The 24,423-nt window shown below is 63.8% G+C and carries 18 protein-coding genes; 9 read left to right on the forward strand and 9 right to left on the reverse strand.

Going from position 1 to position 24,423, the window contains the following annotated elements; all coding sequences use genetic code 11:
• The first annotated feature begins 17 nt into the window (after positions 1 to 17).
• The gene (locus ACFELO_RS01005) at positions 18 to 815 is read left to right on the forward strand and encodes a DUF2189 domain-containing protein (RefSeq protein WP_440958718.1); all 798 of its coding nucleotides are present in this window, start codon (positions 18 to 20) and stop codon (positions 813 to 815) included.
• A 116-nt stretch (positions 816 to 931) separates the two neighbouring features.
• Here ACFELO_RS01005 and ccoS read toward each other — a convergent pair whose 3' ends face one another.
• The 8 genes from ccoS to ccoN form a co-directional block, all read right to left on the reverse strand.
• Positions 932 to 1,102: a cbb3-type cytochrome oxidase assembly protein CcoS gene (gene ccoS / locus ACFELO_RS01010; RefSeq protein WP_273020226.1), complete on the reverse strand. Its 171-nt coding sequence runs from the start codon at positions 1,100 to 1,102 to the stop codon at positions 932 to 934.
• Positions 1,099 to 3,321 (reverse strand): heavy metal translocating P-type ATPase, encoded by a 2,223-nt coding sequence (locus ACFELO_RS01015; protein WP_440958719.1) that lies wholly within the window; start codon positions 3,319 to 3,321, stop codon positions 1,099 to 1,101. Before ACFELO_RS01015 ends, ccoS begins: the two co-directional genes overlap by 4 nt.
• Positions 3,309 to 3,803 carry a FixH family protein gene (locus tag ACFELO_RS01020; protein ID WP_440958720.1) on the reverse strand — a complete coding sequence of 165 codons (495 nt, stop codon included), beginning with the start codon at positions 3,801 to 3,803 and terminating at the stop codon, positions 3,309 to 3,311. Before ACFELO_RS01020 ends, ACFELO_RS01015 begins: the two co-directional genes overlap by 13 nt.
• Complete coding sequence (ccoG, locus tag ACFELO_RS01025) at positions 3,800 to 5,293, reverse strand: cytochrome c oxidase accessory protein CcoG (protein ID WP_440958721.1); 1,494 nt, start codon at positions 5,291 to 5,293, stop codon at positions 3,800 to 3,802. Before ccoG ends, ACFELO_RS01020 begins: the two co-directional genes overlap by 4 nt.
• A gap of 104 nt (positions 5,294 to 5,397) precedes the next feature.
• Positions 5,398 to 6,360: a cytochrome-c oxidase, cbb3-type subunit III gene (ccoP, locus tag ACFELO_RS01030; protein WP_440958722.1), complete on the reverse strand. Its 963-nt coding sequence runs from the start codon at positions 6,358 to 6,360 to the stop codon at positions 5,398 to 5,400.
• On the reverse strand, positions 6,353 to 6,541 hold the full coding sequence (locus ACFELO_RS01035; protein WP_440958723.1) for a cbb3-type cytochrome c oxidase subunit 3: 189 nt from the start codon (positions 6,539 to 6,541) through the stop codon (positions 6,353 to 6,355). Before ACFELO_RS01035 ends, ccoP begins: the two co-directional genes overlap by 8 nt.
• A gap of 6 nt (positions 6,542 to 6,547) precedes the next feature.
• Positions 6,548 to 7,306 carry a cytochrome-c oxidase, cbb3-type subunit II gene (gene ccoO / locus ACFELO_RS01040; RefSeq protein WP_440958724.1) on the reverse strand — a complete coding sequence of 253 codons (759 nt, stop codon included), beginning with the start codon at positions 7,304 to 7,306 and terminating at the stop codon, positions 6,548 to 6,550.
• Between the two features lie 10 nt (positions 7,307 to 7,316).
• Entirely contained in the window at positions 7,317 to 8,975 is a 1,659-nt protein-coding gene (gene ccoN, locus ACFELO_RS01045) for a cytochrome-c oxidase, cbb3-type subunit I (RefSeq protein WP_440958725.1), read from the reverse strand.
• A gap of 198 nt (positions 8,976 to 9,173) precedes the next feature.
• Here ccoN and ACFELO_RS01050 point away from each other — a divergent pair, with 198 nt between their 5' ends.
• From ACFELO_RS01050 to leuS, 6 genes are all read left to right on the forward strand, one after another.
• Entirely contained in the window at positions 9,174 to 9,890 is a 717-nt protein-coding gene (locus ACFELO_RS01050) for a sulfite exporter TauE/SafE family protein (protein WP_440958726.1), read from the forward strand.
• Positions 9,891 to 10,109: 219 nt separating this feature from the next.
• On the forward strand, positions 10,110 to 11,084 hold the full coding sequence (locus ACFELO_RS01055; protein WP_440958727.1) for a homoserine dehydrogenase: 975 nt from the start codon (positions 10,110 to 10,112) through the stop codon (positions 11,082 to 11,084).
• Complete coding sequence (locus tag ACFELO_RS01060) at positions 11,084 to 12,034, forward strand: alpha/beta fold hydrolase (protein ID WP_440958728.1); 951 nt, start codon at positions 11,084 to 11,086, stop codon at positions 12,032 to 12,034. Before ACFELO_RS01055 ends, ACFELO_RS01060 begins: the two co-directional genes overlap by 1 nt.
• Complete coding sequence (locus tag ACFELO_RS01065; protein WP_440958729.1) at positions 12,027 to 13,172, forward strand: trans-sulfuration enzyme family protein; 1,146 nt, start codon at positions 12,027 to 12,029, stop codon at positions 13,170 to 13,172. The genes ACFELO_RS01060 and ACFELO_RS01065 overlap by 8 nt, the downstream gene beginning before the upstream one ends.
• A gap of 156 nt (positions 13,173 to 13,328) precedes the next feature.
• Positions 13,329 to 16,496 carry an isoleucine--tRNA ligase gene (gene ileS, locus ACFELO_RS01070; protein WP_440958730.1) on the forward strand — a complete coding sequence of 1,056 codons (3,168 nt, stop codon included), beginning with the start codon at positions 13,329 to 13,331 and terminating at the stop codon, positions 16,494 to 16,496.
• An 11-nt stretch (positions 16,497 to 16,507) separates the two neighbouring features.
• Positions 16,508 to 19,204, forward strand: coding sequence for a leucine--tRNA ligase (leuS, locus tag ACFELO_RS01075; RefSeq protein ID WP_440958731.1), 2,697 nt, complete (start codon positions 16,508 to 16,510; stop codon positions 19,202 to 19,204).
• A gap of 76 nt (positions 19,205 to 19,280) precedes the next feature.
• Here leuS and ACFELO_RS01080 read toward each other — a convergent pair whose 3' ends face one another.
• Positions 19,281 to 20,318 (reverse strand): DUF6607 family protein, encoded by a 1,038-nt coding sequence (locus ACFELO_RS01080; RefSeq protein WP_440958732.1) that lies wholly within the window; start codon positions 20,316 to 20,318, stop codon positions 19,281 to 19,283.
• Between the two features lie 171 nt (positions 20,319 to 20,489).
• On the opposite strand from ACFELO_RS01080, the gene ACFELO_RS01085 reads away from it, so the two are divergent.
• Both ACFELO_RS01085 and ACFELO_RS01090 read left to right on the forward strand, forming a co-directional pair.
• Complete coding sequence (locus tag ACFELO_RS01085) at positions 20,490 to 22,598, forward strand: TonB-dependent receptor domain-containing protein (protein ID WP_440958733.1); 2,109 nt, start codon at positions 20,490 to 20,492, stop codon at positions 22,596 to 22,598.
• Between the two features lie 128 nt (positions 22,599 to 22,726).
• Positions 22,727 to 24,397 (forward strand): carboxylesterase/lipase family protein, encoded by a 1,671-nt coding sequence (locus ACFELO_RS01090; RefSeq protein WP_440958734.1) that lies wholly within the window; start codon positions 22,727 to 22,729, stop codon positions 24,395 to 24,397.
• The last annotated feature ends 26 nt before the right edge of the window (positions 24,398 to 24,423 follow it).

The following is a 24,423-nucleotide window of genomic DNA, read 5'->3' on the forward strand; positions in this document are numbered from 1 at the left end:
TATAGGGAGGAGTTCGCATGGTTACGCTGGAAAAAGTCCGTCGCGATGCACCCTGGACCTGGATCAAGGGCGCGATTGACGACATGCGCGCCGCGCCCTTGCTGTCCATCGGTTACGGCGTCGTGTTCACCGTGATCGGTCTCATGATCACCGTGGGCCTGTGGATGCTCGGTCAGGGCGCGATCGTGCCGGTGATGATGGGCGGGTTTGCGCTTGTGGCGCCGGCCTCGGCGATCGGCATCTACCGGATCAGCCAGATGCGCGATCACGGCAAAGCGCCGGGACTTTGGGATTTCTGGTCCATTCCGGCGGGCCGTTTCACCCAGCTCGCTCTTCTCAGCGTTCTGATGCTGGTCTTCTTCCTGACCTGGGCCCGGCTCGCGCAGATGATGTTTGCGCTCTTCACCAATGACGCCGACTTCCGCCTCGGCAGCTTCCTGCCTTTCCTGTTCACCGATGTGCAGGGCGTGATGCTGATGATGATCGGTACTCTGGTGGGCGCGGCGCTGGCGCTGGTGGCGTTCATGGTCTCCGCGCTCTCCTTCCCCATGATGGTGGATCAGGATGTGGACGCGGTGACCGCTGTTGTCGCCTCCATCAAGGCGGTGAAAGACCAACCCGAAGTGATGCTCGTCTGGGCCTGGCTGATCGCCTTTGCGACCGGGGCGGGCCTGGCGCTGTTCGGGATCGGCATCGCCATCACCTTCCCGCTGATCGCTCATGCCAGCTGGCGCGCCTACAAGGATTTCAACCCGCGCCCGAAACCGAGCGCCAAGGAAGTCGAAGCCGCACTGGCGGACAAGAACCACGCCTGATCCAGAGCTGAAATTCCGGGCGAGCGAGAGCGAAAACCCGGGATCTCGTTCAGAATACTGCGCCTTTCCCTGATAGAGGCCCCGGCTCCCCGGCCGGGGCTTCAGTGTTTTATGAACTAGCGCTCGTCCTCATCATCCACGATGGGGCCGTCATCATCAATGAGGATGCGCTCGGCGGCGCCGTCGAGATCGTCATACTGACCCGACTTCATCGCCCAGAAGAAGCCCAGAAGGCCCATGGCGCCGAGCACTAGGGCGGCGGGGATCAGCCAGAGAAGAGCGGTCATGCGCGCCAGAGCCTCAATGCGTTGGCCATCACCACAAGCGAGCTGGCGGACATGGCGATGGCGGCCACGAGCGGCGTGACCAGACCAAACACCGCCAGCGGCACGGCGATGACGTTATAGAGATTGGCGAGGGCGAAATTCTCCATCATCCGCGCCTTCGCGGCCCGGGCGATTTCGACCGCGCGCGGCAAGGCCGCCAGCCGGTCGCCCTGGATAACAAGATCGGCTGCAGACCGCGAAATGTCCGCCGCCGAGCCCATGGAGATGGACACATGGGCGGAGGCGAGGGCCGGGGCGTCATTGATGCCGTCGCCCACCATGATCGGGGCCTCGCCCGCCGCGTTCATCGCGTTGATGCGCGCGATCTTGTCCTGGGGTTTCAGGCCGGACTGGTAGCGATCAAGGCCTAGCGCATGCGCTGAAGCGGCGACGGGCGCTTCGCGGTCGCCCGACAGAAGCTCGACGGGCAGGCCCTGCGCCTTGAGCCCGGTGACGGCCTCGGGCGCATCCGCGCGCAATCCATCTGAAAAGACAAAGCGCACGGGCGTTTCGCCCTCAACCAGCAGCCAAGCCTCCAGAACCGAAGGGTCAGGGTCTTGGCCCTGTTTTTCAAGGCCAAGCCAGCTCGCCGAACCAAACTGGATCACGGCGCCCTCGGCGGTGCCGGTCAGGCCGCCGCCTGCGATTTCCTGAAGGTCATCGGCCAGCGGGCCGGGGCCCGCAGCGTCTGCGATGGCGCGCGAGATCGGATGGCGCGAGCCGCGCGCCAGACGGGCGGCGAAATTGAGCGTCCGGGGAGAGATGTCATCGCGGTTGATCAGGGTCGGACGGCCCAGCGTCAGCGTGCCGGTCTTGTCAAAGACCACAGATTTGGCTTCAGCGAGCCGTTCCAGCGCGTCACCCGATTTCACCAGCACGCCCTCGCCATAGAGCCGGCCGGACGCCACCACCTGAACGGCGGGCACCACCAGCGCCAGCGCGCAGGGGCAAGTGATGATCAGCACCGCGATGGCGTTCATCACAGCGTCGTGGACATTGCCGGTAAAGGCGAGCCAGCCGATCAGCGTGACAAACGCCATGATGAAGACGCCTGGCACATAGGCGCGGGCGGCCTTGTCGGCATAGCGCACATAGCGCGAGCGGCCCTGTTCGCCCGCTTCCACAAGACGCGCGATTTCCGCCAGCAGGGAATCGTCGCGCGCGGCGGTGGCCTTCACGGTCAAAGGCGCGTTGAGATTGATCATGCCCGAATAGACCGTACCGCCCGGCTCCAGCATTTGCGGCTGGGTTTCGCCGGTGACCAGAGCCGCGTCGAGCTCGCCGCGGCCTTCGGTGATCACGCCATCTACGGGCATGCGGTCGCCCGGTGCGATGCGTAGCAGATCGCCCGGTTTCACATCGCGGGCCGGGATCGCCCTGATTGCGCCGTCGGGCTCGATCCGGTGAGCGATGCGCGCTTGCAGCGCGGCAAGATCGCGGGCCGCCTGACCGGCGCGGGCGCGCAGACGTACATCCAGAAAGCGTCCGATCAGAAGGAAGAAGAGGAGCATGATCGCGGCATCGAAATACGCCGCGCCATGACCCAGAGCCGTTTCATAGATCGACAGGCCGCACGCCAGGAGCACCGCCAGCGAGATCGGCAGATCCATGTTCACATTGCGGGTGCGCACGCCGGTGATCGCATTCTTGAAGAAGGGCCAACCGGCATAGGCGACGGCGGGCAGGGCGATCAGCCCGGAAATCCAGTGCATCAGGGTGATGGTGGCGAGACTCATCTCGCCTTCGCCAGCCCAGACCGAGATCGACAGCAGCATCACATTGGCGGACGCAAAACCCGCCACGCCCAGAGCGCGCAACAGGCGCTTTTCTTCATCCGATTTTGGATCGTCTGCGGTTTCAGGCTGATAGGGCCGGGCGCGATAACCCAGATGTTCCAGCCGCCCGACAATCTCTTCGGCCCGCGCATCAGGTCCGGTGAACTTTACCGCCAGTCGCCCGGTGGACAGGTTCAGGCGTGCGCGTTTGACGCCGTCGAGCTTTTGCAGCCCATCCTCGATCTTGACGATACAGGCGGCGCAATGAGCGCCTTCGACGGCAAGGTCGATCGCCTTGCTGTCTTCGGTCTCGCGCACAAAGGCGGTGATTTCGTCCCCGGTCGCGCGGGCGGGCGAACCCGCCTGCGCTGTTTCAGGGCCGAAAGCGGGCTCTACTGACGCCACAACTCGCGCTCCAGCACGAACGGAGCGTCCGCGTCCACAGCTTCGGCATGCAGGGTCCAGCCGCCTTCGGTGACGTTCTCGACCGGGGCGGAGTACACGCCCGGACGCGCTTCATTGAAGGTCAGGGCGTGATCGAGATCGGTATTGGCCGGATGACGCAGGGCGCCGGTCAGTTCAAGGCCCATCACCGGCTGGTCGTCCGCATCGGTGACGCGGATCAGAACCCGGTCATCGGCCAGATTGACCGCCGCACTCCAGCCGAGCGCCGCCTGGGCGCGCCGCTGGGCTATGACGTCATTGTATTCCAGCCCCTGCACATAGGAGCGGCGCTGATCCTCTCCGGGGAAGGATTTCACCGCCAGCGAGATGAAAACCGCGTTCACCGCGATGATCGTGGCGAAGAACATGATCATCCCGGCCAGCACGTGCCAGCCCTTGATGCGGAAACCGGAAGAGCCCTCGGGCGCGGTATAGTCGGTCATCGGATCTCTCCGGTCTGGAAGGCGGAGCGGGTCTGCGCGGTCTCGCCGGTTTCAGCATCAGTGATGATGAAGCTCAGCGGTTCGGACGGCGCATCCACCGCCTCACGCGGCAAGGTGACAAACACCCGGAAATCCTGCGTCTGGTCGGCGTCGACTGCAAGCTGACGAGATGTCTCATCTGCGCCCAGCACGCGGACTTCCATGGCGGGATCGCCCTCGATCGTCAGTTCATAGGTGCGTGGCTCGCCGGTCTTGTTCAGGACGGTGAGCGTATAGCCATTGCGCACGGACCCGTCAGACAGCCGCACATAGTTGGGGCTGCGATCCCGATAGGCGTTCACATCGAGCACCGATCGGTTCGCGAGGCTGAACAGCATCAGCCCGCCGACCGCAACGATCAGCACGGCGTAAAGAATGGTGCGCGGACGCAGGAAACGGTAGCGAGGTTTGAGGTCTTTCGCCCGGCGCTCGACATTGTCCTGGCTGTCATAGGCGATCAGCCCTTTGGGGCGACCGATCTTGGCCATGATGTCGTCGCAGGCGTCGATGCACAGCGCGCAGTTGATGCATTCGAGCTGGTCGCCATCGCGGATGTCGATGCCCATCGGGCAGGCGGCGACGCAGGCCTTGCAGTCGATGCAGTCGCCGCGGCCTTCCCAGCTTTCACCTTTCTTGTGACGGCCGCGCGGCTCGCCGCGATCGACCTTGTAGGTCACGCTCAGCGCTTCCTTGTCGATCAGCGCGCCCTGAATGCGCGGCCAGGGGCACATATAGGTGCAGACCTGCTCGCGCATGGTGCCGGCCAGCGTGTAGGTGGTGAAGGTCAGAACGCCAAAGAAGATGTAGCTCGTCAGCGCGGCCTGGCCGGTGACGAAATTATTCACGACCTGAAAGGCGTCGTGGAAATACAGGATCCAGGCGCCGCCCGTGGCTGCTGCGATCAACAGCCAGACGGCGTGCTTGCCGATCTTGCGCCACGCCTTGTCCAGGCTCCAGGGCGCGCGGTCGAGCATGATGCGCTTGTTGCGGTCGCCTTCGAACATGCGCTCGACGGCGATGAAAAGATCGGTCCAGACCGTTTGCGGGCAGGCATAGCCGCACCAGACCCGGCCGAAGAGCGAGGTCACAAGGAACAGCGCCAGCGCGGATACGATCAAAAGTCCGGTGATGTAATAGACTTCCTGAGGCCAGATCTCGATGAAGAAGAAGTAGAAGCGGGCATTGGCGAAATCCACGAGCACCGCCTGGTCCGGCGCGCCCGGACCGCGGTCCCAGCGCAGGAAGGGCAGGATGTAGTAGACGCCCAGCGCCAGGGCCATGAAGACCCATTTGCCCAGACGGAATTTACCGTGGACCAGCTTGGGATGGATGGGTTCGCGTTTTTTATAGAGCTCGCGCGAGTGGGCGGCGTTCACCGCGACTGCATCATGGCGTTCAACGCCGTCGGCAGCCTGTTCCCGAGCTTCGGGACGATTTTTGATCAGATTCATAGTCTTCTCCGGCCTCCGGCCGTGGTGTCAGACAAATGCGCCATCTGGCTCGCCCCAGAGAACCAGATGGCGCTTGATAGTCAGGGCCCTTGCGGGCGGGGCTCCTAGCGCCCCGCCTCCTGGGCGTTGATCACGTCGGCCGCACTGGCTTCGGTAATCGTTGCGCTCTCACCGCCGCCCAGCAGGTAGACGTAAGCAGCGAGTGCGGTGATCACTTCCTCATCAAGACGCCCTTCCCAGGCCGGCATCATGCCGTAGGGGCCACGCCAGATGGTGTTGTAGATCTGGTCGCGCGTGCCGCCATAGAGCCATTCCTGATCGGTCAGGTTCGGCGCGCCTTGCGTGCGGTCGCCCCGACCGTCAACGCCATGGCAGGCCGAGCACTGGAATTCGAAGATTTCAGCGCCCGTGGTCTGACCGGCCTCGGTCGGCTCGATCATCTCAGACAGCGTCATGACATAATCGGTGACCGCCGAGATCTCTTCACGGCTCAGAAGCTCATCGCGGCCGTAGGACGGCATTTGCGAGAAGCGGGTGTCGGCATTGGATTCCCAGCGAACGCCCACGTGCAGGGTGTGACGGATCTCGTCGAACGAACCGCCCCACAGCCACACATCGTCGTTGAGGTTGGGATAGCCCAGAGCGCCCTGACCGCCTGCACCGTGGCAGGTGGCGCAGTTGTCGCCGAAGGCCGAGGACCCCGCCGCGAGGGCGAAGTTGAGAAGGTCCGCATCCGCCTCGATGGCGCTGATGCCGCCCGTATTCGCCGCCTCGGTGAGACGGGTGAACATGGGCGCGCGGCTGGCTTCGAGCTCGGCCACCGCCGCGGCCACATTGGCCCGTTCGGAGTGGTCGCGCAGGCCGCGGGTGTGGCCGTCCATGCCGGGCAAAGCGGGCCAGGCCGGCATGAAGACCCAGTAGATCACCGACCAGACGATGGAGGCGTAGAACACCCACACCCACCAGCGCGGCAGCGGGTTGTCGAGTTCCTTGATGCCATCCCATTCATGGCCCGTGGTGTCCACGCCGCTATAGGCGTCGACGTCTTTCTTGTGCTCGTCAGCCATGATTGTCCTCCGTGGCCGAAGCGGCGGCCGGACGTGCGTCGTTTTCGAGCGGCACGCGGGCGGCGTCGTCAAACTTGTCCTGGTTCTTGGGCCAGAGGGCGTAGACCAGAACGCCAGCGAAGATCGCGACGAACATGATCAGCCCCCAGGTCTGTGCGAAGCTTGAAAGCATCTCGTACATGGCGGCCTACCTCAGGTTCTCGTCGGCGTCGGCTTCATAGGTGGAGAAGTCCACCATGGTGCCGAGCACCTGCAGATACGCGATCAGGGCATCGAGTTCGGAGATCATCTCCGGATTGCCGTCAAACTCGCGGATCGGTGCGCCCGGATAGCGGGCGATGAAGGCGTCATAGCTGGCCGAATACGGATCGAGCTGGGCTTCAAGGTCAGAAGTCGCGTTCTCGATCATCTCGTCGGTATAGGGCACGCCCAGCCGGCGCAGGGCCCGCAGGCGGCCTTCAACCACTTCGGTCTCAAGCGCCGTGGTCTCCAGGAACGCATAGGGAGGCATGATGGATTCAGGCACCACAGAGCGCGGATCACGCATGTGGTCGCGGTGCCACTCGTCCGAGTACTTGTTGCCCACCCGGGCCAGATCCGGCCCGGTGCGTTTGGAGCCCCACTGGAAGGGGTGGTCGTACATGCTCTCGGCCGCCAGCGAGTAGTGGCCATAGCGCTCCACCTCGTCACGCAGCGGGCGGACCATCTGGGAGTGGCAGTTATAGCAGCCTTCCCGGATGTAGATGTCACGGCCCATCAGCGCGAGCGGGGAGTAGGGCCGCACGCCTTCCACTTCCTCGATGGTTTCATCGAGATAGAAGAGCGGTGCGATCTCCACCAGGCCGCCGATGGAGACGACAGCCAGCACGCCCACGGTCAGCACCAGCGAGTTCTGCTCGAGAACCTTCTTGTGCCAGCCCCAGATCGGATTTTGTTTTTTCGCCATATCCGCCTCCCTATTCGGCCGGTTGGATAGCGGCGGACTGCGGGTTCACCGCGTCCTCGGTATCGGCGACGTCGCCCTTGATGGTCCGGTAGACGTTATAGGCCATCAGAAGCGCGCCAGTGAGGTACATCAGGCCGCCCAGAGCGCGGATGATGTAAGAGGGATGCATGGCCTCGACCGTCTGGACGAAGGAGTATTCCAGGAAGCCCAGCGAGTCGTAGGACCGCCACATCAGACCTTGCATGATGCCCGACACCCACATGGAGGTGATGTAGAGCAGGATGCCCAGGGTCGCGATCCAGAAGTGCCATTCGATCAGGGCGCGGGAGAACATGCCCTTGCGCTTCCACAGCCAGGGAACCAGGCAGTAGATCGCGCCGAAGGAGATGAAGCCCACCCAGCCCAGAGCGCCGGAGTGCACGTGGCCAATGGTCCAGTCGGTGTAGTGCGACAGCGAGTTCACGGCGCGGACCGACATGACCGGGCCTTCAAAGGTCGACATGCCGTAGAAGGCGACCGAGACGACCAGCATGCGGATCACCGGGTCGGTGCGCAGCTTGTCCCAGGCCCCGGACAGGGTCATCAGGCCGTTGATCATCCCGCCCCAGGACGGCATCCACAGCATGATCGAGAAGGTCATGCCCAGCGTCTGCGCCCATTCCGGCAGAGCCGTGTAGTGCAGGTGGTGGGGACCGGCCCAGATGTAGATGAAGATCAGCGCCCAGAAGTGGATGATCGACAAGCGGTAGGAATAGACCGGCCGCTCAGCCCGTTTGGGGATGAAGTAGTACATGATCGCCAGGAAGCCGGCGGTCAGGAAGAAGCCTACGGCGTTGTGCCCGTACCACCACTGGGTCAGGGCGTCTTGCACGCCCGAGAAGGCGGCGTAGGAGCGAGACCCCAGGAAGGAGACCGGCATGGCCAGGTTGTTGACCACGTGCAGCAGCGCGATGGTCACGATGAAGGCCAGGTAGAACCAGTTCGCCACATAGATGTGCGGCTCTTTGCGCTTGGCCAGCGTGCCCAGGAAGACCAGCAGATACGCCACCCAGACAATGGTCAGCCACAGGTCGGCATACCATTCCGGCTCGGCGTATTCTTTCGACTGGGTGATGCCCAGCAGATAGCCCGTGGCCGCGACCACGATGAACAGCTGATAGCCCCAGAACACGAACCAGGGCCATACGCCGCCGGCGAGGCGGGCGCGGGTGGTGCGCTGGACCACATAGAAGCTGGTGGCGATCAGCACGTTGCCGCCGAACGCGAAGATCACGGCGCTGGTGTGCACCGGGCGCAGGCGACCGAAGTTCAGCTGCGGCAGCGCATCCCAGGACAGAAGTGCAGGCCAGGCCAGCTGGCAGGCGATGATCACGCCGACCAGAAGACCCGCAATCGCCCAGAACATGGACGCGATCACGCCGTACTTGACGATGGTCTCGTTATACTGGGCCGGGTCGCGTTCGACCCCGCCCCCTGAATACACGCCGATCATGCCGAACAGGCCCAGCACGAAGCCGAGCCCGATCACCCAGGCGTGAATCCTCATATTGGCGTCTGCGCCATTGGCCGCTGCAAACAGCGACCAGAGCGCGCCCAGCAGCAGAATGCCGCCGACAATCATAGCATTGGCGTCTAAGCCGGTTTTGGGTCGTCCCGCGAGCGCGGTCATTTCGCCCCTCCCTAATGAAGGCAATGTCCATGCGTGTCTTCGCTGGGAATGAGCCAACATGAAAGTATGGCAATATGCCTCAGCGCGATTTCCAGCGAGCGCGCAGTATGGTCAGTGCCGTTGATCTTGCCTTGTTTTCCTTGGAATTTCATAGGGCTTCGGGGAAATTTCCTTACAAAAAATGTGGAAGGCGACACGTTGACACACCCGGGAATGGATGTGGGCCCGCTTCTGGGCGGCCGAGTGGAGATTGATTTCCTCGCAGGCCTGATTGCGGGCCTGTCCACGAGCGCGCATTGCCTGGCCATGTGCGGGGGCATCGCCGCGGTCATTGCGCTGGGCGCAGGCGGCAAGCAGGCGGGCGTTGGTTTGCGCGGGTCGCGCCTGTTGATGGCGCAGCTCGCGCGGATTTCGCTCTATCTGCTTTTGGGGGTGATCGCCGGGGCGATCGGCTGGGGTTTGCAGGATTCCAGACCGCCCGCCGCCTTTCAGGATGTGGCGCGCTATCTTTCGGCGCTGGTGCTGGTGGCCGCGGGCTTCTCGGTGATGGAGATCCCGATCTTTGGCGGCGAGGTGGGGCGGCTGGGCGCGCGACTGGCCGCGCCGATCACGAAACGGCTGCACCATCTGCATCGGTTCGGGCCCATCGGGCTGGGGCTCGTCTGGGGGCTGATGCCCTGCGCGATGATCTATCTGATGACCTTCTATGCCGGGCTCACCGGCTCACCGGTGCAGGGCGGTCTTGTCATGCTGGGCTTCGGGCTGGGGACCGTGCCGGCCCTGATGGCGGTGGGGCTGGGCGCGGGCGCCCTGCAAAGCCTCGCCCGCTCGCTCTGGCTGCGTCTTCTGGCGGGCGGAACGCTGATCGCACTGGCGATCTGGACCGTGCTGGACCATGGCCTGCACGCCATGTGAGAAAGCGCTTGACCACATATAAAGATATCCTTATATCTCTCTACGCGCCGATTTGAGCTTCAGCTTGCGGGCGCGGAATAAATGCGGCTAAAGCGAAGCGTCGAGTATGTTTGGTCCTGACATCCCCCCGTCGCCTCAGGCATTCTCGACGCACCGCTCTCTTCATTGTTCCGCCCGGAGTGCTCACTTCGGCGCCCTATAGAACCGATGGAGAGCATCATGACCTATCCGGCCCTGCTGGATCGCCCCGCCTTTTCCCCTGCCGCCTCGCCGATCCGCCCCATGCGCGCGATCATGCTGGGTTGCGGCGTGGTGGGCGGCGGCGTGATCGAGCGTCTGCCGGACGGGATTGAGCTTGTCGGCATCCTGACCCGCACCCCGCGCCCCGAAGGCGTGTCCGGTTTTCCGGTCTTCACCGATCCGGACGCAGTCTTCGCGCTCAAGCCCGAGCTGGTGATCGAAGCCCTGCCCGGCGGCGCGGCGGCCGAAGCGCTGGTCGAGCGCGCCGTGCGTGAAGGATGTCATGTGGTCACCGCCAACAAGGATGTGGCCGCCCGTCGTCCCGACCTTGTCAAAGAGACTCAGGACGCAGGCCGCACCTTCGCTTGCTCGTCTGCTGTGGGCGGCGGCGCGCCGGTGCTGGAAACCGTGGCGCGCCTGCGCGATAGCGGCGTCAAGGTGGGCCGGGTGCGCGGCGTTCTGAACGGCACCTCCAATTTTGTGCTCGATCGTCTGGCGTCTGGCCGAGGTCTGGATGCCTCTGTGGCCGAAGCGCAGGATGCGGGCTTTGCCGAAGCTGATCCCAGCGCGGACCTGGATGGTCTGGACGCGGCGAACAAGCTGGCGCTGATTGCGCGGGAAGCTTGGGGCGTTGATCTTGATCCGGCCTCCATCCCCACCGCCTCGATCCGCGATCTGCCCGCCCATGTGCTGGACGCCGCGCGTCTGGATGGCCGTCGCATCCGTCAGGTGGGCTGCCTGTCCCGCTCGGTGTCGGGCGTGCGCGCTGAAGTGCGTCTGGAAGCCTTGCCGCTCACCGATCCGCTGTCGCGGGCGCGGGCGGAAGGCAATGTGGTCGTGCTGCTGCCCGAGCGTGGCGCAGAAGTGATCGTGGCGGGCAAGGGCGCGGGGCGTCTGCCGACCGCAGGCAGCCTGATCGGCGATCTCAACCGGCTTCTGAAGGCCAAGCGCTGATGTCTGCCCTAGCCTCTTCCACCCCGGATCGATGTCGAACCGCCCAATGGCGCGTTCAGGAATACTCCTGCGGCTTTGAGCGCCCCCATGGCGGGGGCTGGTCGGATGTGCGCGGACGTGTGGTCGGCCCCGATGACGGGGCCGTCACCATTGTACTGGGCGGCATCTCGGCGGACCGGCGTCTTGTCGAGGATGAAGAGGGTCCGGGCTGGTGGCCGGGCGTGGCTGAAGCGGGCGGAGCGCTGGACCCGACCCGTCGGCGTCTCGTGTCCATGGATTTTCTCGATGACGCCGCCGAGCCGTTTCCGACCGTGGATGATCAGGCCGCAGCCGTCCTGATGCTGGCCGATACGGCGGGCATCGAGCAGTTTGCACTGGTCGGCGCCAGCTATGGCGGATCGGTCGGGCTCAGCCTTGCGGCCATGGCGCCCGATCGCGTCAGCCGGCTTGATCTTCTGTGCGCCAGTGCGGGCGTGCATCCCATGACGCAGGCCCTGCGATCCATCCAGCGTGAAATTCTCAAGCTCGCCATCGAGGCCGGGCAGGGCGCGCGCGGCGTCGACATCGCCCGCCGTCTCGCCATGACGACCTATCGCACACCTGAAGAATTCGCCCGGCGCTTTGGCCCGGATGGCGAACCGGGCGGGGTCGAGGCCTATCTCTGCGCGCGCGGCGCGGATTACGCCCGCACGGTGACGCCGGAACGGTTTCTGTCCCGGCTCGCGTCCATGGACGCGGCGGCGCCGGACCTGTCGGCCATCACCTGTCCGGTGAACCTTCTGGCGTTCAGCTCTGACAGTCTGGTGCCGCTTGACCAGGTTGAAGCCACGCGTGCGGCATTGACCGGGTGTGAGACCCGGCTTGTCGTTCATGACAGCCAGTACGGTCATGACGCTTTCCTTAAAGAGACTGCGCTCGTGAACGCCTTCCTGGAGGGCCGTCATGACTGAGTTTCGTACGCGTGCAGTCCGCGCCGGGATCAATTGCGACCCCGGTCATGGCGCAGTGGTGGCGCCCATCCAGATTTCGAGCGCCTATCGGCGGGCCGATCCGGCCCAGCCGGGCGCGTTTGACTATGCCCGCACTGGCCAACCCGGTCGGGCTGAACTGGCCGCCGCCCTTGCAGCGCTGGAAGGGGCCTCCGGCGCGGTGGTGGCCAGTTCGGGTATGGCGGCGATTGATCTGGTGCTCAATCTTCTGCCCAACGGCGCGCGGATCATCTGCGCTCATGATTGTTATGGCGGGACGCGGCGTCTGATGGATGCGCGCAGCCAGCAGCGTGGCTTCAAGCTGAGCTATACAGATTGCACGGATGCGGCTGCGCTCGATGAAGCGCTCTGGAACGGGGCTGATCTGGTCTTCTTCGAAACGCCATCCAATCCACGCCTGCGCCTGACCGATCTCAGGGCGGCCTGCGCGAAGGCGAAGGCGGCGGGTGCGATTTCGGTCGTGGACAACACCGTGCTGTCGCCCGCGCTCCAGCGCCCGATTGCGCTGGGCGCGGACATCGTCGTCAGCTCGCTCACCAAGATCATCAATGGCCATTCGGACATGGTGGGCGGCGTCGTCTGCGCGGCGGACCCTGATCATGTGGAGCAGCTGGGCTGGTGGGCGAATGCAGCGGGCGCCGTGGGCGGGGCGTTTGACGCCTTTCTCGCCATGCGCGGTCTCAGAACCCTGCCGGTCCGGGCGAAGGCGCAGTCAGAGAGCGCGCTTGAAATCGCCCAACGTCTCAAGGCCCATCCCAAAGTGGTCCGGGTGGATTATCCCGGCCTTGAGGATCATCCCGGCCACGCCATCGCCAAGAGCCAGCAGGACGGCTTCGGTCCGCTGATGAGCCTTGAATTGACCGGCGGCGCCGAGGCGGCGCGCCAGTTCGTCCTTGCGCTTGAGCTGTTCATCCTCGCCCAGTCGCTGGGCGGGGTGGAGAGCCTGTGCGCCATTCCCGCCACCATGACCCACGCCGCCATGACGCCTGACGCTCGCCAAGAGGCGGGCGTCAGTGACGGTCTGGTGCGTCTGTCGGTCGGTCTTGAGGCGGCGGATGATCTCTGGGCTGACCTCGAACAGGCGCTCGCCGCGCTTTAGCGTGCCTGCGCCTTGACCCTTGGCCGCGCAAGGGGTACCGCCGCATGTTGACTGCACTTGTCTGGTGCAGGGTTTCCTCAGTCAGTGGCATTGTCGCAAGACGCGCCAGTTTCAGGCGTGGGGAAGCCGTCAGAAACATGTGAGACGAGGATCGATATGGCCGACGCGACCAAGAGCGACGCCCAGAAGGCTGAAGGCGCGAACGAGCGCCGTTTTCCAGCTGTCCCCGGACCGTCGGAGCTGCCCAAGATCGATGCCGAGATTCTCCAGTTCTGGAAGGCGGATGGCACCTTCCAGGCCTCGATCGACGAGCGCCCTGAAGACGATCAGTTCGTCTTCTATGATGGCCCGCCCTTCGCCAACGGCCTGCCGCACTACGGGCACCTTCTGACCGGCTTCGCCAAGGACGTGATCCCGCGCTTCCAGACCATGAAGGGCAAGCGCGTCGAGCGCCGCTTTGGCTGGGATACGCACGGCCTGCCGGCTGAACTGTCCGCCGAGAAGGATCTGGGCATTTCCGGGCGCAAGGCCGTTCTGGAAATGGGCATCGACAAGTTCAACGCCGCCGCGCGCGCGGGCGTGATGAAATATGCCGGCGAGTGGGAAGACTATGTCACCCGCTCGGCGCGCTGGGTTGATTTCGAGAACGACTACAAGACGCTCGATATCGGTTTCATGGAAAGCGCGCTGTGGGCGTTCAAACAGCTTTGGGACAAGGGCCTTGTCTACAAGGATTACCGCGTCGTGCCCTATTCCTGGGCTGTGGAATCCCCGCTGTCGAACTTCGAGACCCGTCTCGATAACTCCTACCGCAACCGGACTGACCCCGCCGTCACGATCGGCTTTGAGCTGAAAGAGGGCCAGGGCGAGCTGTCGGGCGCGAAAATCCTGATCTGGACCACGACGCCCTGGACGCTACCGTCCAACCTTGCCGCCGCCGCGGGCGCGGACATTACCTACGCCATCATGAAGAAGGGCGATGAGCGCTTCATCCTGTCAGTGAACGGGCTTGAGAAATACAAGAAGCAGCTTGAGGGCGCCGAGCAGGTCGGCACGGTCAAGGGCGCTGATCTCGCGGGCCTGAAATACCACCCGCCGTTCGACTATTTCGTCGGCTGGGAAAACGCCCACCAAATCCTTCTGGAAGACTTCGTCGTCGATGAAGACGGCACCGGCATCGTGCACATGGCGCCGGGCTTTGGCGAGGACGACCTCAATGCCTGCCGCAAGGCGGGCATCGCCGTCGTTGTGCCGGTGGATCAGGCGGGCCGCTACACCGCGCAAGTGCCGGACTATGAAGGCATGCTGGTGTTTGACGCCAACAAGCCGATCATCCAGCGCATGAAGGAAGAGGGCAAACTCTTCCGCCACGACACCTATGACCACAATTATCCGCACTGCTGGCGGACCGACGAGCCGCTGATCTACAAGGCGGTGGACAGCTGGTATCTGAAGGTGTCGGACTTCCGCGAGCGGATGGTCGAGCTGAACCAGGACATCAACTGGTCCCCGGCCCACGTCAAGGACGGCATTTTCGGCAACTGGCTGGCCGGTGCGCAGGACTGGAACATCTCCCGCTCGCGCTTCTGGGGCACGCCGATCCCGGTCTGGGTGTCTGATGATCCGAACTATCCGCGCATGGATGTCTATGGCTCCATCGAGGAGCTGGAGGCGGAGTTCGGCGTCAAGGTCACCGATTTGCACCGTCCCTATATCGACGAGCTGACCCGCCCGAACCCGGATGATCCCACCGGCAAGTCCACCATGCGCCGCGTCGAGGACGTGTTCGACGTGTGGTTTGATTCCGGCTCCATGCCCTATTCCCAGGTCCATTACCCGTTCGAGAACAAGGACTGGTTCGAAGCGAACTTCCCGGCGGACTTCATTGTGGAATATGTCGCCCAGACGCGCGGCTGGTTCTACACGCTGATGGTGCTGTCGACGATGCTGTTCGACCGGCCGCCCTTCAAGAACGCGATCTGTCACGGCGTGGTGCTCGACGAGAACCGCCAGAAGCTGTCCAAGCGCCTGCGCAACTATCCTGATCCGATGGAGTTCTTTGACCAGTACGGCTCGGACGTGATGCGCTGGTTCCTGATCTCCTCTCCGGTGCTCACCGGGGGCGATCTGCTGGTGCCCAAGGAAGGTCGCGAGATTGCGAGCGTGCAGCGTGAAGCCATTGCGCCGCTTTTGAACGCCTATTCCTTCTTCTCGCTCTACGCCAATCTTGAAGCGCGCCAGCCGCAGATCATCACGTCTGCGACCGATCCGCTGGACCGCTATATCCTGACCAAGACCGGCGAGCTGGCCAATGCCGTCAACGCGGCGCTTGAAGGCTATGACGTGCCGCGCGCCTGCAAGGAGGCGACGGCCTATTTCGACGCGCTGACCAACTGGTATATCCGCCGTTCCCGCGCCCGTTTCTGGGGCTCCGAAGACGAGGCGGCCAAGAACGCGGCGTTCGATACGCTCTACACGGTGCTGGTGAAGGTGAGCCGCATCCTCGCCCCGCTGCTGCCGATCACGACCGAGAAGGTCTACAAGGCGCTGACCGGCGACCGTTCGGTGCATCTCACCGAGTGGCCCAAGGCGGATGAATTCCCGCAGGACCACGATCTCGTTCACGCGATGGACCTGGTGCGCGACGCCTGCTCGGCGGCGCTTGCGGTGCGCGAGCGCGCGCGACTGCGCGTGCGCCTGCCGCTCAAGACCCTGACCATCGTGCATGCGGACTCTGCAGCGCTGGAGCCCTTCGCGGACCTGATCCGCGATGAGGTGAATGTGCGCAATGTGGCGACCTCCACCGATCTTGACGCCTATGGCAAGGTCGAGCTCAAGCCCGATCCGCGTATCGGCAAGCGGCTGGGCAAGGCCATGAAAGACGTCATGGCGGCGTCTCGTTCGGGCGAGTTCACGCTCAATGAGGACGGCACGGCGACTGTGGCGGGTGAAACCCTCGCCGCCGAAGAGTTCACCATGCGCGTCGTCACCGATGAGGGCTCGGACGCCGAACCCTTTGCGGGCACCGGCGCCATCGTGCTCGACACCTCCGTGGACGCCGATCAGGAATGCGAAGGCCTCGCCCGCGACCTCGTCCGCGCCATCCAGACCGCCCGTAAAGAGGCCGGGCTGGAAGTGTCGGACCGCATTGCGCTCGGCATTGCTGGCGGCGAGGCGGTAAATGCGGCGCTCGACGCCCATGGCGACTTCATCAAGGACGAAACCCTCGCTGTCAGCCTTGCGGCTGAAGCGGGTGAGGGCTTTGTCAGCGAGACTGAAATTCAGGGCGATGCCGTGCGCATCTCCGTGGCGAAAGCCGGCTAGGACGATATTCGATGACCGAACAGACCGCATACGAGTTCAACGCGCTTGAGAAGAAATGGCGCGCCTACTGGCAGCAGAACCACACCATGAAGACGCCGGACCCCAAGCCCGGCGACAAGACCTTCTACGTGCTCGACATGTTCCCTTACCCGTCGGGGGCCGGTCTGCATGTGGGTCACCCGGTTGGTTATCTGTCCACGGACATTGTCGCGCGCTACAAGCGCATGGCGGGCTACAAGGTGCTGCACCCGATGGGCTGGGACAGCTTCGGCTTGCCGGCGGAACGCTATGCCATGAAGACCGGGGTGCACCCGCAGGTCTCCACTGAAGCCAATATCGCCAACTACAAGCGCCAGATGGACCTTCTGGGTCTCGGCTATGACTGGGATCGCGAGATCCAGACCTCCAGCCCGGACTATTATCACTGGACCCAGTTCATCTTCTCCCGGCTCTATAACGCCTGGTACGATCATGACGCCCAGAAGGCCCGTCCCATGGACGAGCTGCCGATCCCGGCCGAGGTCGAGGCCGAGGGCAAGCTGGCGGTTCAGGACTATCAGGACGAGCGTCGGCTTGTGTACTACGAGACCGCGCCGGTGAACTGGTGCGCCGAGCTGGGGACCATTCTGGCCAATGAAGAGGTCTTCGACGGCAAGTCCGAGCAGGGCTATGAGGTGATCCGCGTCCCGCTCAAGCAGGTGAAGATGCGCATCACCGCCTATGCCGAGCGCCTCATCGCCGATCTCGACGGTCTCGACTGGCCTGAGGGCATCAAGGACTCCCAACGCAACTGGATTGGCCGCTCCGAAGGCGTGCAATTGCGCTTCAAGGTGCAAGGCTCTGATCTTGAGGTCGAAACCTTCACCACCCGCGTGGACACGCTGGGCGGGGTGACCTTCCTCGCCGTCGCGCCCGAGCATGAGCTGCTGGATGCGCTGACCGCGCCGGAGCAGAAAGCGGCGGTTGAGGCTTATCGTGACGAGGCCGCGCGCAAGTCTGATCTTGATCGCACCAAGGACGCCGAAAAGACTGGCGCGCCGACGGGCAGCTTCGCCATCAACCCGGTGACGGGCCGCGCCGTGCCGATCTTCGTCGCCGACTATGTGCTGCCGGACTATGGCACGGGCGCGGTGATGGGCGTTCCGGCCCATGATGAACGCGACTTCGCCTTCGCCAGCAAGTACGGCCTCGACATCGTGCCGGTGATTGACCCGGGCGCGGATGCGCCGGAGCGCGAGGCCGTGCTGGCGGGCCAGAAATGCTGGACCGAAGACGGCGTCATGCTGGCCGCCCCGGACCAAAGCGAACTCTATCAGGCGGGCGTGCGCTGGCGCGAGGCGCGTGAAGCGGTGGCGGACCATCTGGAAGCCCAGGGCGTCGGCAAGCGCGTCATCAGCTATAATCTGCGCGACTGGATCTTCGCCCGTCAGCGCTATTGGGGTGAGCCGATCCCGATCATCCATTGGGAGGACGGCACCCGCACCACCGTGCCTGAGGACCAGCTGCCGCTGACCTTGCCGCATATCGATACCTACAAGCCGACCGGCCACGGGGAATCCCCGCTGGCGCGCGCCGAGGACTGGGTCGAGGTCACCGATCCCGTCACCGGGATGAAGGGCCGTCGCGACACCAACACCATGCCGCAATGGGCGGGGTCGTGCTGGTATTATCTGCGCTTCAAGGACCCGCGCAACACCGCCGCCATGGTCGATCCCGAGCTCGAAAAAGCCTGGGGCATGGTCGACCTCTATGTGGGCGGCGCCGAGCATGCCACGCTGCACCTTCTCTATGCGCGCTTCTGGCACAAGATCCTGTTTGATCTGGGTCTGGTCTCCACCAAAGAGCCGTTCCAGAAGCTGGTGAACCAGGGCCTCCTGACCAGCCACGCCTTCAAGAATGACCGCGGTATCATCCTGCCGGTTGACGAGGTGGTTGAGCGCGAAGACGGCACGTTCGTGCATGAACCCTCCGGCGATGTGGTTGAACGCGTCGGCGCGAAGATGTCGAAATCGCTCCACAACGTTGTCACCCCGGACGATGTGGTCGAGCGCTTCGGCGCCGATGCCTTCCGCGTCCATATGATGTTCATGGGCCCGGTCGAGGCGATGCGCGAATGGGAGACCGAGAAGGTCGCCAGCGCACTCAAATTCCTCCGCCGCGTCTGGCGTTTCGCCACCGAAGGCCTCGCCAGTCCGGCCGCCGAAGAGAGTAAGCCGGTGAGCCTGGCGCTGACCAAGCTCGTGCTTGCAGTCACCGAGGATCTCGACAATCTGCGCCTCAATACCGGCATCGCCGAGCTGATGAAGTTCCTCAATGCGGTGGAAGGCCAGCCGGTTTCCAGGTCGGTGCTCGATCAGTTCATCACCGTGCTTGCGCCGTTTGCGCCCTTCATGGCCGAAGAGCTGTGGGAGAAGGCTGGTCACACCCCGTCCGTGTTTGATGCGCAATGGCCGACCGCGAACGAAGCCGATCTGGACGCTGCGATCGAGGAGATCGATGTGGTGATCCAGGAAGGCGGCAAACGTCGCGACACCATCAAGCTGGCTCCCGATGCGGATGACCAGACCGTGCGTGACGCGTCTCTGGCGCGCCTTGCCGAGATGGGCAAATCCATCGAAGGCGTGGACATGAAGCGGGTGATCGTGGTGCGTGACAAGAAGTCGGGCCGCGTCAAACTCGTGAACGTGCCCAAGCTCGATCAGGCTTAAGCACGGTCTTTTGAACAAGACAAAGCCCCGGCGGAAACGCCGGGGCTTTTTTGATGGGGGGCCATGTGCGCCGGAGCTACTCCACCTCAAGCGGTTCGCCATCCACCGTGATCTGCGCTTCCATCACCTCAGCGGCGTTGGAGAAGGCGGTCGCGCTATCCTGCTCGCCATCCAGAACGGCCTGGCCTTCATTCAGAACCGGCATGTAGAGCATGGAGCCTTCCGGATCATCCTCGGCGGTGAAGCGGTCTGCGGTTTCCAGGATCTCGTCCCAGACCTCGCGGACATCCGCCCAGTATCCTTCCGTGCCGGCCCAATAGCTTTCGGCGGCGTGTACGCCTTCAAGCTCGGTGCGCCGATAGGTGTTGATGCCGTGTTCGCGCACCAGCTCGCGTTCCTCGCCATCGCGCAGGACGAGCTTTGAATTGTCCTGTTCATGGGTCCAGCCCCATTCCAGGATCGAGTGCCGGTTCACGGCGTCGATCACATCGTAATCATCGCGCGTGGTGGCGTCGCGGCGCGGCAGGGGGCGCCAGCTGCGGGCCGGCTCCCAGGTGGATACGCCGGCGGCATGCTCCCAGCGGGCGAGGCCGGCATAACGCGGGCTGTCATCGACTTGATAGACGGTCTGCGACCAGGCGCCGAGAGACTGCTCTGCGGACACCTCCTGCATCTCCCATTCGCCAAAACCGCGATAGGCCATCAGACGGTCCGGCTCATAGGCCCAATCCTGGCGCCAGTGCTTGACCACGAACGGGTTATCACGATCTCCGACTAGCAGCAGATGCTGAAGCGAGATGAAGCCCGGTTCGTCTGCGATGACATAGACCACTTCGCGGGCCGGGGTGACTTTGGGGTCGGCCAGCTCATAGTCCGCGCTGATTGGCAGGAACTCGTTGAAGTCAAACGTGACTTCGTATTCGCCAGCCATTGCGAGGATCGCCTGGCGGTCAGTTTCGACCTGGGCGGCGAACTCGGCGGCGGCGTGCGGGTTGGGGATTTGCGAGCCGTCCGCCATCGCCACGCCCTGTTGCCCGCCTGTGCTGGCGCAGGCGCCCAGCGATATGGCGGCGAGGCTGGCGGTGGCGAGCGTCATGAAGCGAAGTTTGGTCATTGGCACTTTCCTGTCTGAGCAGCGTCACGGACATCGGCGCGCCCGGACGACCGATCGCACCGCTTGAAGAACATATCGACTGCATAGTGCGAAAGATTCTTACTTGCAATCGCAAAGCTCCTGCGCCATTCAGGTCTCAATTGAGAACTATTCGCAATCTGGGGCGAGGATATGATGACCAAGACTGAGAGACTGAACGCACGCATGGTGCTGACGGCTGGCGTTTCCGCGCTGGCACTGGCGGCGCCCGCCATGGCGGAAACGGAGGTCGCGCTGGACGAGGAAGCCAGCGATGTGATCGTGGTCACCGCCACGCGCACCCAGCTGACCAATTTTGATTATCCGGGCCTGACCAGCGTCATCTCGCTGGAGGCGTTGGATCAGAACCGCCCCTCTGACCTGATCGAGCTTCTGGAAGACATTCCGGCGCTGGAAGTCTCTGGCGGGCCGCGTCGCACCGGGCAGACCCTCAGCCTGCGTGGTCTGGGGCGAGAGAATGTCACCCTGCTAATTGATGGCGCGCGGCAGAACTTTAACAGCGCCCATGACGGCGTGCTGTTCCTGGACCCGTCTCTGCTGGGCCGTGTGGAAAGCGTGCGCGGCTCGGCCTCATCGCTCTATGGCTCAGGGGCGGCTGGTGGCGTCGTCGCCTTTGAAACGCTGGAAGCGGACGACATTCTGCAAGACGGTCAGCGGTATGGCGTGCGCGCTTCGGCGGGCTATCGCTCGGTCAATGAGGAAACCCGCGGCGCTGTGGCGCTGGTTGGCGACTGGGGCGCCTTCCGGGGTGTCGCCGCGGTCAGTGCGCGCCAGTCTGGCGATATCGCGTTGGGCTCCGGTGATGATCTCTCCGCCAGTGACGACATCGTCTCTACGCTTCTGGGGGGCGAATGGGATATGGCCGAGGGCGTCGAGCTGGAGCTGGGCTGGCTGAGCTTCCGCAATGACAGCGTTGAGCCCAATAACGGCCAGGGTGTTGCGGGCGTGGATAGTCTCAACCCGCTGATGAACAAGGATGTGGCGTCAGACAGCCTGCGCGCGACCTTGCGTTTTGATGCGCCCAGCCCGCTGATCAATCTTGAAACCACCGTCTATCACAATATCGGCGCTGTGGATGAGGTGGATGCGAGCATCAACCGCCTTGTGGAGCGGGATCTGACCACGACTGGCATTCGGGCTGAGAACCGCGCCGAGTTTGCACTGGGCGGGCTCGACATGGCGCTGGTTGCCGGCGCGGAATGGTATGAAGACGAGCAGGAAGGCTTTGATTCCGCCACCACCGATGGGGTGCGCGGCGGCGTGCCGTCCGGCTCCACCCGTTTCACCGGCGTCTGGGCCCAGCTTGAAAGCACGCTGGACCTTGGCGCTGCAGGCAAGCTGATCGTGCTGCCGGGCGTGCGCTTTGATCAGTTTGAAAGCGAATCCAGCGCCGCCGATGACAACACCGACGAAGCCGTCTCACCCCGCATCGCGGCGACCTGGGCGCCCAATGACAGTGTGCGGGTGTTCGGTAGCTGGTCGGAAGCCTTCCGCGCCCCGTCGCTGAACGAGCTCTATCTCAGCGACACGCACTTCTCGCTGCCGCACCCGATCCTCGGCGCCCCGGTCTTCATCACCAACAGCTTCATCGCCAATCCGAACCTGAAGCCTGAAGAGACCGAGACGATTGAGATCGGCGCCGCCTTCAGCCATCAGGGGCTGTTCACCGCCAATGACCGGCTGGAGATCAAGGGCGCCTGGTTCCAGACCGAAGCGGAAGACCTGATCAATCTGAATGTGGACTTCGCGTTCAACCCGACCTGTTTTGCGCCGCCCTTCATGCCGTGTTCGGCGGGGACGACCTATTCCGAAAACCTGTCTGAAGCCGAGCTTGAAGGGTTCGAGATTGCAGCGGCCTATTCGGTCGGCGCGTTCGAGCTGTCCGGGTCCGTGTTTGAAGTGGATGGCGAGGACAAGGCGACGGGTGATCCGCTGGGCGCGCTGCAGCCGGTCATGGGCTTTGTGAATGCGCGCTACACCTTTGAGCCCCAACGCCTGACCCTGGGCGGCCGCGTGGCCTTCGCCTCTGATTTCGACAAGGCCGCGAGCGCTGCCGAAGTGCGCGACGGCTATGCGGTGCTCGATCTGTATGCCGGCTGGACCCCGATGGCGGACCAGCCTCTGCGCATCAATCTCGGCGTCGATAACGTGTTTGACGAAGATTATGAGCGCGTCTTTGCAGGCGTGTCCGAAGCCGGACGCAGCGTGCGCATTGACCTGACCTGGACGGGCGCCTGGTAGAGAGGGCCGACGCCTGTCCCACAAGGGGCGTGTCCGGACGCGGGCGCGCCCCTTTTTCTTTGCGGTTTTCCTTGTTGTGCGCTTGCACAATCGACAAGCTCTCCCGAACGGGGAAGGGGAGAGCCTCCATGAACGTCAAAATCGTATCGCGTTTGAGCCTGTTGGGATTGCTGGCTGTTCTGGGCGCGTGCTCGCCTTCTGAGTTGCCGCCAGAGACCAGCGAGGCGACGCTGCGCCAGCTCACAGGCGGGGCTGTCATCGGGTTCGAGAACGAGGCGGGTGCTCAATCCTGGCTGGGCCTGTCCTATGCCGCCTCCACCGCTGGAGAAAACCGCTGGCGCGCGCCGCAAGCCGTTACGTCCTGGGAGGGCCGGTTTGAAGCGCTGGAGCATTCCGCGCCGTGTCCGCAGATCATCAACACGCTCAGCAGTGAAGCAACGGGCCGCCCGGTGGGAGAGCTTTATGGCTCCGAGGATTGCCTCAAGCTAGATGTCTACGCCCCGGCGGGCGCAGGTCCGGATACGCCCGATCGCCCGGTGATGATGTGGATCCATGGCGGCTCGAACACCTGGGGCTATGCCAGCCATTATGACGGCGCCCAGCTGGCGCAGGACCGCAATGTGGTCGTGGTGGTGATCCAGTATCGTCTGGGCCCTCTGGGCTTTTTCGCGCATCCCACCCTTGATGACAGCGTCGGCGCCAACTTCGCCTTGCTCGACCATGTAGCGGCGTTGAACTGGATCGAGCGCGAGATCGCCCAGTTCGGCGGAGATGCGTCCAGCGTCACGATCTTCGGGGAAAGCGCGGGCGGTCAGAATGTGGCGGCGCTGATGGCCTCGCCGCTGTCTGAGGGCCTGTTTCACCGCGCTATCATCCAGTCGGGCCTGTTTGACAGCGTGCCTCTGGAGGAGGCGCAAAGCGGCGGCGAGCAGAGCGCCATCCCGGCCGCCGGGCGCATGGTGGAGGGCGGGGTCAATGCCGACGCCCTGCGCGCCGTGAGCCTTGATCAGGTGTTTGGCGCGTATGATCTGGGCGCCTCGCGAGGCAGCCTGCCGCGTGTCATTGCAGACGGGGTCACCCTGCCGTCGAGCGGTCTCGCCGGCGCCTTTCAGAGCGGTGAGTACCAGGCGGTTCCTGTGATCACGGGCACGAACCGGGACGAGATGAAGCTTTTCAACGCCTTTGATCCGGCGCTTACGACGCGGCGGTTCAGCGTTCTGATCTCACCGCGTGATCCGGGGTTCTATGACCGGCTGAGCCGGTACCAGTCACGGCTCTGGCGCATCCAGTCGGTGGATCAGCCCGTGGGATGGATGAGTGAGGCGGGGCAGGACACGGTCTGGGCCTACCGGTTTGACTGGGATGAGGCGGGCAGCCTTTTGACAACCGACTTCGCTGATATCTTCGGCGCGGCCCATGCCATGGAGATCCCGTTCGTCTTCAATAATTTCGACTTTTTCGGGAAGATTGATCCCTTCCTGTTTCACGGTCGCAATGAGGAGGGACGCGAAGCGCTGGCCCAATCCATGGGCGCGTACTGGGCGGCGTTCGCCCATACGGGTGATCCTGGGGCCGCAGGCGGGCCGGACTGGCCGTCCGCCAGCGCGCAGCCCGTGCTGATGCGCTTTGATGCGGGCGGGGCGGAGTTGATGGAAGGCCGGGACACCATCGAGGCCTTGCTGTCTGACCTTGCAAGCGATGAGTCCCTGACGCCCGAGCAGACCTGCGCGATTGGCGCGGCGCTTGTGGACTGGTCACCGGGGCTGGCGGATGAGGTTGCAGGCGCGCTTGCGTGTTAGGCCTTGCGGGTTTCCGCTTGCAGCCT

Source organism: Oceanicaulis sp. LC35, from assembly GCF_052055585.1.
Lineage (GTDB): Bacteria > Pseudomonadota > Alphaproteobacteria > Caulobacterales > Maricaulaceae > Oceanicaulis.